Consider the following 8778-nt stretch of genomic DNA (forward strand, 5'->3'; position numbering starts at 1 on the left):
TCTAGCCTCCCGGGCCTTTCAGCCCCTGCACGACGACGCCGGCGCGGTCACCTCGGAAACGAGGGGCCGCGCCGGCGTCGTTAAAATCCGGAACGGTGGGGGTCAGGTCCCCGGTAGTCCCGCCAACTCGATGGCGAGGTTGTTCCGGGCCGGCTCCTCCCACAAATCCCGTCCGCTGGTGGTGCCGAAGAGCGTTTCGGTATCGAGCAGGGACCGCAGGACGGAGGCGCGGCCCCGGGCGAAGTCGGCATCGGAGACCGTGGCGTAGTCGCGGCGCACCGCGGAGACATAGCGTCGGTAGGCCGGGCCGGGGCGGGCCAGGACCTCCAGATCGGCATCGCAAAGCAGCCGGCCACCGGCGTCGTGCCCTGCGGGGCGGTGGTCGGCGGTCAGACGGACCAGCCGGGCCACCTCGTCCACTTCGGCCGTGGGCAGACCCGCCGTGGGAAGGAGCTCTTCGGCCAACCGGGCTGAATCCTCCTCATCCCGGCCGGCGACTCCGGCATAGACGGCATCGTGGAACCAGGCCGCCAGCCACGGTGCGCGCGGATGCGCTCCAATGGCCTCCCCGCGCGAACACAACAGGTCCAGGGCCCGCAGAACGGCCAGCAGATGGGCCCGGTCGTGGTAATGCCGGTGCGGTTCGGACCAGCGTTCCATCAGTTCTGAGGCGATCCAGGGGCAGCCGGGCAGCATCCGGTCCCAGGCATCGGTGAGGACCCCTTGGAGGCGCTCGGGGCGTTGGTGGGCCGGGACGCGCACCCCGGAACGGATCAGCCGCCGCGCCAGCTCGGTGGCCGGGACCGGATGCGCCCCCGCGGCAACCAGGCCATCGAAGCGCCGGAGGGGGACGTCATAGTGGTCGCGGTCGAACGCGCGCCGACTCAGCCCGGCAGCCGTGGCAAAGGCGTGGAGTTCCTCCACCGAGACGTCGGAGACCAGATGTGAGAACACCGTGCCGTGGGCCGGCCACAGCGGCGGATCGATGAGGATGGCCATGGACCCAGATTACCGGTGATCCCAATCGCGCAACACGGCCCGGGCGGCATGCCAGCCGGCCATCCCGTGCACACCCCCGCCCGGGGGCGTGGAGGAGGAACAGATGTAGAGTCCCGCCGTCCCGGTGTTGTAAGGCCGCAAGGTCGGGGCAGGGCGCAGGACCTGTTGGAGCCCACGGAGTGATCCGCCTCCGATGTCCCCGCCCACCAGGTTGGGGTTCCATGATTCCAACGCCTGGGGTGAGGAATCGACCCGGCCGATGATGCGGTCCTGGAATCCGGGGGCGAAGCGTTCGATCTGGGCATCGATGAGCGGGGCCGCATCGGCGGTGCACCCGTTGGGGACGTGGGCGTAGGCCCACACCACGTGGCGACCGTCCCGGGTCCTGCTGGGATCGGCGGTGGATTGCTGGCAGAGCAGGACGAAGGGCCGGGCCGGCAGGTGCCCCCGCTGGGTGGCCGATTCTGCCTCGGTGATCTCCTCCATCGTCCCGCCCAGATGAACGGTTCCGGCTTCGGCAGTCCGCGGGTCGGACCAGGGGATGGGGCCATCGAGCAGATAGTCGACCTTGAAGCCGCCCATGCCGTACTTCCACTTCGCCAGATGGCGGCGATAGCGGTCCTCCAACCCGGCCCCCTGGAGTTTGAGGATCTGGCGGGGGGTGAGGTCCAGCAGGACGGCATCGGCCCGGGGAAGATCGCGCAGGTCGGTCACCGGGGAATTCGTGTGGATCTTTGCCCCGTGCTGGTCCAATACCGCTAGCAGGGCATCCACGATGCGGCCGGTTCCACCCCGGGCCACGGGCCATCCCAACGACTGCCCGAGCCCTCCGAAGACCAGGCCGAACGCGGCGGTGAACGGATGGGTGGGGGGCAGCATGGAATGGGCCGCTGAACCGATGAAGAGTGCGCGGGCTTCCTCGGTTTCGAAGAGGCGACGGGCCAGGAGATGGGCCGGCCAACCGGCCCGGATGCCGAAGGAGGCCATCGACAGCGGATGCGGCGGCAGACGCAACAGCGGCCCGGTGATGTTCTCCAGCGTTCGATGAGGATGCTTGACCACCGGCTGGTGCAGCAGGCGCCAGGCGTTCCGGTCGGAGCCGAGGCTCGCAGCGGTCAATGAGGCATCGCGTTGGAGCAGTGCGGAGTCGCGTCCGGGCAGCGGATGGGCCATGGGGTAGGTGGGGTGGACCCATTCGAGCCCGTGGTCGGCCAGACCGAGTTCCCGGAAAGCCGGGCTGCCCACGCCGAAGGGGTGGCCCGCGGCACCCAGATCGGTGATGAAACCTTCCCCGAGTGGTTCTGCCGATCGTGCTGCGCCTCCCGGCAGGGGGCCTTGTTCATGGATCGTCACGTCAACGCCTTGGCGGGCCAGGAAGGCCGCGGCGGCCAAGCCGTTGGGGCCCGATCCGACGACGATGGCCGTACGTGACATCAATGACTCCGTCTTCGAGGAAGTTGTCCATCGACAACCCTACAGTGGGCCTCGGCATGGTTGGCGGTGCTGCCTGTCGGGGACCGTTCCGCCCCTAGGCCGGTACGTTGCTGCACTTTCCTCCGATGGTCAGCGTGGGCAGTGTCGCGACGGCACTCATCGGTGCGGATGTCCAGGCTCCCGCCGTGCTGGTCAGGGTCAACGTGATCTTTGCCCCGAGGCCCAACAGAGCGCTGAGCAAGCCGACCGGGACCTCGGTCCTGTAGTTGTTCGGCCCGGCGTCGGGATGCGAGTCATCAAGGAAGGAAAAATTGTTGAGTTTGTCCACGATGCTGATACCCCGGTTGCTTTTGGCCTCAAATCTGATGTCCTCCAGCGTTTGACCGGCGGGAAGGTGCCAGTAGAGCAGGATTTTATCCGGCTTCAAGGCATGCGGGACGTACGTGCAGCCGCCGTTCGGGGTGGGGGATTCGACCCGGAGGGCGGTGAACCGGCCCGACGAAGATTCGGCATCCGCCCATTGGGCCTCGGTGGGTTCCGCCATGCCTGCCCCGGAGGCTCCGAGCAGAGTCAGCGCCAGCACGGCGACCAGCAGTGGTGAGGACCGGGACAACAACCGGCGGACGGAACGCACGTCAGCCACGATGGGACCTGCGTTGAACGACCCGGGCGACCAGGGAAACGGCCACACCGCCCACGACGGCGATCAATCCCCAGAACAGGGCACCTAGGACGTCCCCGCCGGTGGAGGGCAGTGGCTCAACGATCGGGCGTCCGGGGTCGGCTACGGAGCCCTCGGAAGGGCTCCCCGTCCGGTCTGTCCCGGTTTCCGGCGACGGACCGCTTGGATTGGCCGAGACCTCTTCGCCCGCCCCGGCGACGACCAGCCTGAGCCGGGTCACCGCATCCTGGGCCACTGCGGCATCGCTCGGGACACGGACCTGAAGGCGGACCCAACGCTGTTCCCCGGTTCCGAAAGACAGGAGGGGGCCAGAATTGGTGTTGCCGGATGCCGAAATCCCCGCCGCTGGGACTTCCGCCCCGGGGCAGCGTCCCTCATGCCAACGCGTCGTGCAGGCCGTCGTGGTGATCTCCAACGGGAGGGCTCGACGCCCGGTGAAGGCATAGCCGACCTCGATCTTTCCGGGCGAGGGCGGATCGGCGCTGATCCCGACCTGCCAGACGACCGAGTCGCCGGGAGCCAACGTCGTCATCGCTTCCGGATCCGCCACGGAGGTCAGTCTCAGGTACCGTCCGTTGATCTGGCGGTCCGCCGGGTCTGCCTGGGCCGAAGGGACCGTCAGGGTCATGGGGGAGAGGAAGACCGCCATGCCGAGCAGGAGAGTAAGTGCTCCTCCTGGATGGCGCCCTGGGCGGCGGATCTTCGGGGAGGGGGCGGATGTGCCGGTCCGGCTTTCGCAATACGCTGGCGTTTCTTCGGTGGTGGCCGGTCCTGCGGGGGCGTTTCCTGAGGCTTTGTCCTTCGTGTTCCCGGGCGGACGTGGCCAAAATGTCCAAGTGACTAGGGCCCCGGCAGCGAGCGTGATCAGACCGAGGACCCAGGGCCTCGACATGCCAACAATGACCTTGGCCATCCCCGGAACATGCCAAAGCACCAGGCCTGCCTCGGCCACCGTGTAGGGGGCGATGTCCGCGGTGTCATTGGCATCGCCCTTGAGCCGGATGACGCGCTGGCCGGCGGCATCTCCAGGGGACGACTCCACGACCCGGTGCGTAACGGGCAGCTTTCCCGGACGATCCACCGTGATCACGTCCCCGACGCTGATCTGCTCGGCAGGAATCTGTCGGATGACTGCCACCGACCCTGCCGGGATCGTCGGGGTCATGGAGCCGGTCTTGAACATGATCAGCGAAATATTGAAGACGAAAGCCAACACCACCAGCACCAGACACAGGGCCCCTCCGACCGCAGCGAGGTTCAGGACCAGATCACCAATGAGTTTCCCGGCGGAAGGACGGCGGGATCGGGTGGGGACAGGTCGCATCTACGTGGCCGATGTTGCGCTGAATACCCAGGTCGCGGAACCGGATTTTCCTTGTGCCGTGTTGGGCGTCTTAGCCGCCAGGGTCACCTCGAAGCAATATCGGACGGTGTTCGCTCCAGCTGCGGAGACGGCTTGAGCAGGGAGGGGAAAGACCGTGCCGATGTTCTGGGCCGCCCCGGTATAGACGGTTGAGGAACACTTGGTTCCGGCTGGTACTGCTGCCGCCCGGTAACTGAGGTTCCCGGTGATGGCCGAGTCCCCGGCCACCGTGGCGTCGGTCACGGCAACAGTTCCATCGATCGTGGTTCCAGCAGTGGTCCGAACGTCGAACGAGGCGAAGGCCTTATCGCCTGGGGTCATGCCCGTGGCAGCGAAGTCCAAGGATGCAGGTGCGTCGCTGGGGTGCTTCGCGAAAGCGCTGCCGTTCGTGGAGCCTTGGATGCCAAAGACACTGGTGCCGAAGGTCCCGGTAGCATTTTCACCATCGGTCCAAGCCGCCAACGTCGTGGCACCACCCACACCGATGACCAACGCGCCGATCAGCAGCGCCCGGATTTTAGCTCGGCGTCCGCCGGTGCGTTCTGGTGAGGTTGAGCCATGTGTTCCCACGATGTGCTAGCTGTCCTTGCTGGTCGCCGTGAATTCCCAGGTGGAAGTGCCTGTCTGGTCCTGTGCCAGGTCGTCGTCGGCCGTGACTATGAAGCAGAGATTGGTGGCTTCGCCGGCCGACGCCGCAGCACCCTTGGCCAGATCGAAGGCGGCTGCACCGGAGACGGAGCCCAAAGCGGTACCTGCCGGGACCAGGTCGGTGCCCGCGGTGTCGGAATCACAGCCGAAGGCCTCGGTCTGGATCAAACGGTAGCTCATGCCGGTGGTCGTTCCACCGGCGGCTGCCGTGATATCGACGGAAGCATCATTGGTCGTCGTTTCATCCAGGCGAACCGAGAACGGAGCGTAGACACTGTCGTTCGGGCTCATGTTTTCCGGGTTGACCTCGAAGGTCAGTGCGGCGGCATCTTCGCTGCTGGGGTGGTCGGCGAATCCCTCGGTCGAGCTGGTGGTGCTTCCCTCCAGATTGAACTGTCCGGACGCGAAGGTCCCCTGGGCGAATTCGGAGTCGTTCCAGGCCGCGAGCGTTACTGCGGCCCCGACCCCCACCACCAGTCCTCCGACGAGAACGGCGCGGAACTTCTTCTTTGAATCTGCCTGCATGGCTTCCCCCTCGTGCGGTTGGTGCCAGCCCACATCGCGGACTAAATGGGACACCCGGAACCATGCTATGGATTCAAGGGTGACCTGTTGGGAATCCAGGATATTTCTGGCTAGTCGGACGCTGCACTCTGGCCGATTGGCTATCGTAGGCCCGCCGCCGGTGGGGAGGGTGTGCGGGAGGGTTTCTAGCGGACGAAGGAGTTGGCGTCTCTGGTGTCCAGGAGTCCTGCTTGGGCGACGGCCACGGCGAGTTGTACGCGGTTGCTGATGTTCAACTGGGAATTGAATTTGGCTATATGGGCTTTGACCGTGCCTTCGCTGACATGAAGGGTAGCGGCGATTTCCTGGTTCGTGCAGCCCTGGGCGACAGCGATCAATAGCCGCTGGTAAGTTCGCCGCAGCGGGCAATGATCTGCTCCTGGGGCCCGCCCTCAGCCGAGCCTGGAATCTGGAGTCGTTGTTGATCAGATGAGGAGGAGAAGATCTGATGGCCGAGGGAGACGAGTCTCAAGGCAGAGGACAGCTCACGGACAATGGAGCTCTTGGCGAGGAAGCTGCTGGCGCCGGCCGCGTAGGCGCGGCTGATGCTGACGGCGTCGTGAACCGTGGAGAGGAAAACCACCTTGACCTCGGGGGCCTCTGAGCAGATCATCTTCGTCGCCGTCAGACTGTCGACATCGGTGACATTGGTTTCCATCAAGACGATGTCGGGTTTGGCCAGGATCGCCGTCTCCGCGGCCTCGGTTCCGTTGGAGGTGACGCTCTCCAATTCGAGGTCGCAGGTCTGTGAAAAAATATGCCTGACGGCGAGTAGCGACATGACATCGCTATCCGCGGCATGGACTCTGAGCCGCTTTTCGCCCATGTTTTCTCCCTCCGGAGCCCCCTGGCTCTCCGTGGACGCTGCCGAGGCGTTCCCTCGAGTACTTATACGGCTATGGAACTATTAATAGCCTACTTTCGGGACGAGACCTCAATTCAGCAGGGGCATTTCGCGCCCTGGTGCCCGTCGTCGACGTGAGGCCCATCGGCTATTCATGTCTAGCTGAACGGCCAGACCGATCCGCCATTTGAATCCTTAGGGTTCTTCGTGGGGGGATCTTGGCCGGAAGATGGCTGCTCCCACCACTTCATCACTAGATCGCAAATATTTGGGAGGGCCTTTGAGCTTGGCAACTAAACCATTGGAGGTCGGGAAAAGACGTTTCCTGACCCCCAAGAGAATTCTGGCGGGCACGATGGTTTCCAGCCTCTTGATGTTCCAGACGGGAATCGCTTCGGCCGCCGATACTGATGTATCGGAAGCCCGTGGACAGGTTATTTCCAGCGATGTGTTGAGCCTGGACCTTCTGGAAGCCGCCACCAGCGAAGCAGGCGTGCCGAGCAACCCGGGCGAACACTATGAGCCGCTGAACGTCGGCGCACTCGGTGCTGTGAACCTGACACTTCCGTCGCTGCAACTGCCGTTGATTGATGACGGCAGCGGTAATGGTCTGCTGGATCTTGGCGCACTCGGTGCGCTGCACAGCTATGCGGAAGCCACGGAGCCGACCAAGGCCACTGCTTCGGCCGGCCTGGTGGGCGCGGACGGGGCCATCGATGCCAACGCCGGTGGAGGCGGAAGCTCCGAAAACGCAACGGTCGAGCTCACTCGCCTGCTGGGTCAGCTGGGTGTTGACGGTCTTACCGATGAAGTCATCGATCAGCTCAACCTTGAAGTCGGGGCAATCGCCTCGACGGCAACCCTCGATGCAGGGACAGGCAAGAGCGATTACACCGTTGCCGATCTGAAGGCGAACGTCAACAGCCCGCTGGTCGGATCGCTGAGCGGCGACCTCGGTGACGTTGTCAACGGTGTGGGAACCACGCTGAACGGGGCGGTGGGCGAGAACGGGGCCATCACCGGCGCCCTCGAAGACGTGCTGAGTACTGAAGTCAACCTCGGCGTCGCCAAGGTGAATCTTGGGCCGACGGAAATCTCCATCGGTAATTTGGATTCCGCTCTGGAATCAATCAACGACGGCCTCTTGCAGTCGACCATCACGGACACCGACGGGCTGGTTGCTCTGAACCTGGCGGATGGAACCATCACCATCGACCTGGAGAAGGCGGTTGCCGGCGGAACCCTCAATGGGTTGCCAGCCAACACTGAAGTCATTAGTTCGGCTACTCTGCAAAAGGTGACCGATGGTCTGGCTGAAGCGGTCGGTTCGTTGACCGATCAGCTCAACACGGAGCTGACGAAGGCTATCAACGAAGCAACATTGACGCTCGAAACAGGCCTCAGTGTTAAACCGCCCTTTGTCTCTGCTACTACAGGGAACCTCACAATTGACGGCGCCTTGGGCGATTTCTTGGGAACCTCCGGGGCAGACCCGAACGTTGACGCGGAGATTAGCCTTTTGCCGACTCTGCTCAACCCGGTGTTGGATTTTGTCGCGGATAGCTTGGTTGTTCCGCTGACGCAGAGTGTCGGCGCAGTTGTGAACCCGTTGCTTAGCGGTCTGACTGACAGCCTGACGGGTGTTGCGACTCCGGTTCTGAATACCCTCTCCCCGGTTCTGAGCGGAGTTCTGGACGAGGTCGTATCAGTCACCATCAACAAGCAGAGCGGCAGCGCTGCAAACCTGGGCACCGAATCTCAGGACGTCACGTTGCCGGCCGACTTCCACGTCTCCGCACTCGCACTGTCGTTGTTGCCGCGCGCTGATGCAGCCAACGTGGGACTCGCAACGTCATATGTGCGAATTGCCGAAGAGGAAATCGAAACAGTTGCCATCACTAATCCGGCACCGGGCTCGGAAGTCACTGCACCTGCGGGAGGCACCTCAGACGTTCCGGTTGAAGGAACAGGGGAACCGGGTGAGGAAGTTGTCGTAGTCCTCGACGGCGACGATGGAACTTCACAGACAGCAACCGTGGATGAGGACGGAACCTGGTCAGTCACGTTCCCGGAAGTTGAGCCGGGTGATCACACTGTCGTTGCTACGCAATCCGGTGATGATTCCACGGCTGAAACCGATTTCGCTGTTGTCGAAGACACGGACGCTGATGCGGCTACTGCTGCTGACGCTGACACCGATGCTGATGTGAACGCGACTGCTGACACGGATGCTGACACGGATGC

General features: G+C 64.0%; 9 protein-coding genes. 1 reads left to right on the top strand and 8 read right to left on the bottom strand.

Annotated features, from left to right (window positions below):
* Positions 1 to 102 precede the first annotated feature (102 nt).
* From ACT3UE_RS15405 to ACT3UE_RS15440, 8 genes are all read right to left on the bottom strand, one after another.
* Complete coding sequence (locus tag ACT3UE_RS15405) at positions 103 to 999, bottom strand: DUF4031 domain-containing protein (protein WP_444555408.1); 897 nt, start codon at positions 997 to 999, stop codon at positions 103 to 105.
* 9 nt (positions 1000 to 1008) lie between these two features.
* Positions 1009 to 2433 (bottom strand): phytoene desaturase family protein, encoded by a 1425-nt coding sequence (locus ACT3UE_RS15410; protein ID WP_444555409.1) that lies wholly within the window; start codon positions 2431 to 2433, stop codon positions 1009 to 1011.
* Positions 2434 to 2527: 94 nt separating this feature from the next.
* Positions 2528 to 3076 carry a hypothetical protein gene (locus ACT3UE_RS15415; protein WP_444555410.1) on the bottom strand — a complete coding sequence of 183 codons (549 nt, stop codon included), beginning with the start codon at positions 3074 to 3076 and terminating at the stop codon, positions 2528 to 2530.
* On the bottom strand, positions 3069 to 4439 hold the full coding sequence (locus ACT3UE_RS15420) for a signal peptidase I (protein WP_444555411.1): 1371 nt from the start codon (positions 4437 to 4439) through the stop codon (positions 3069 to 3071). The genes ACT3UE_RS15415 and ACT3UE_RS15420 overlap by 8 nt, the downstream gene beginning before the upstream one ends.
* Positions 4440 to 5048 (bottom strand): SipW-dependent-type signal peptide-containing protein, encoded by a 609-nt coding sequence (locus tag ACT3UE_RS15425; protein WP_444555412.1) that lies wholly within the window; start codon positions 5046 to 5048, stop codon positions 4440 to 4442.
* 6 nt (positions 5049 to 5054) lie between these two features.
* Complete coding sequence (locus ACT3UE_RS15430; protein ID WP_444555413.1) at positions 5055 to 5651, bottom strand: SipW-dependent-type signal peptide-containing protein; 597 nt, start codon at positions 5649 to 5651, stop codon at positions 5055 to 5057.
* 185 nt (positions 5652 to 5836) lie between these two features.
* On the bottom strand, positions 5837 to 6028 hold the full coding sequence (locus ACT3UE_RS15435) for a response regulator transcription factor (RefSeq protein WP_444555414.1): 192 nt from the start codon (positions 6026 to 6028) through the stop codon (positions 5837 to 5839).
* Entirely contained in the window at positions 6025 to 6516 is a 492-nt protein-coding gene (locus ACT3UE_RS15440; protein ID WP_444555415.1) for a response regulator, read from the bottom strand. The genes ACT3UE_RS15435 and ACT3UE_RS15440 overlap by 4 nt, the downstream gene beginning before the upstream one ends.
* Before the next feature lie 304 nt (positions 6517 to 6820).
* On the opposite strand from ACT3UE_RS15440, the gene ACT3UE_RS15445 reads away from it, so the two are divergent.
* Positions 6821 to 8778: choice-of-anchor G family protein (locus ACT3UE_RS15445; RefSeq protein ID WP_444567007.1), on the top strand; the 1958-nt coding region annotated here is incomplete at its 3' end.

Origin of the sequence: Arthrobacter sp. 179, from assembly GCF_052379645.1 — a bacterium.
GTDB lineage: Bacteria > Actinomycetota > Actinomycetes > Actinomycetales > Micrococcaceae > Arthrobacter_H.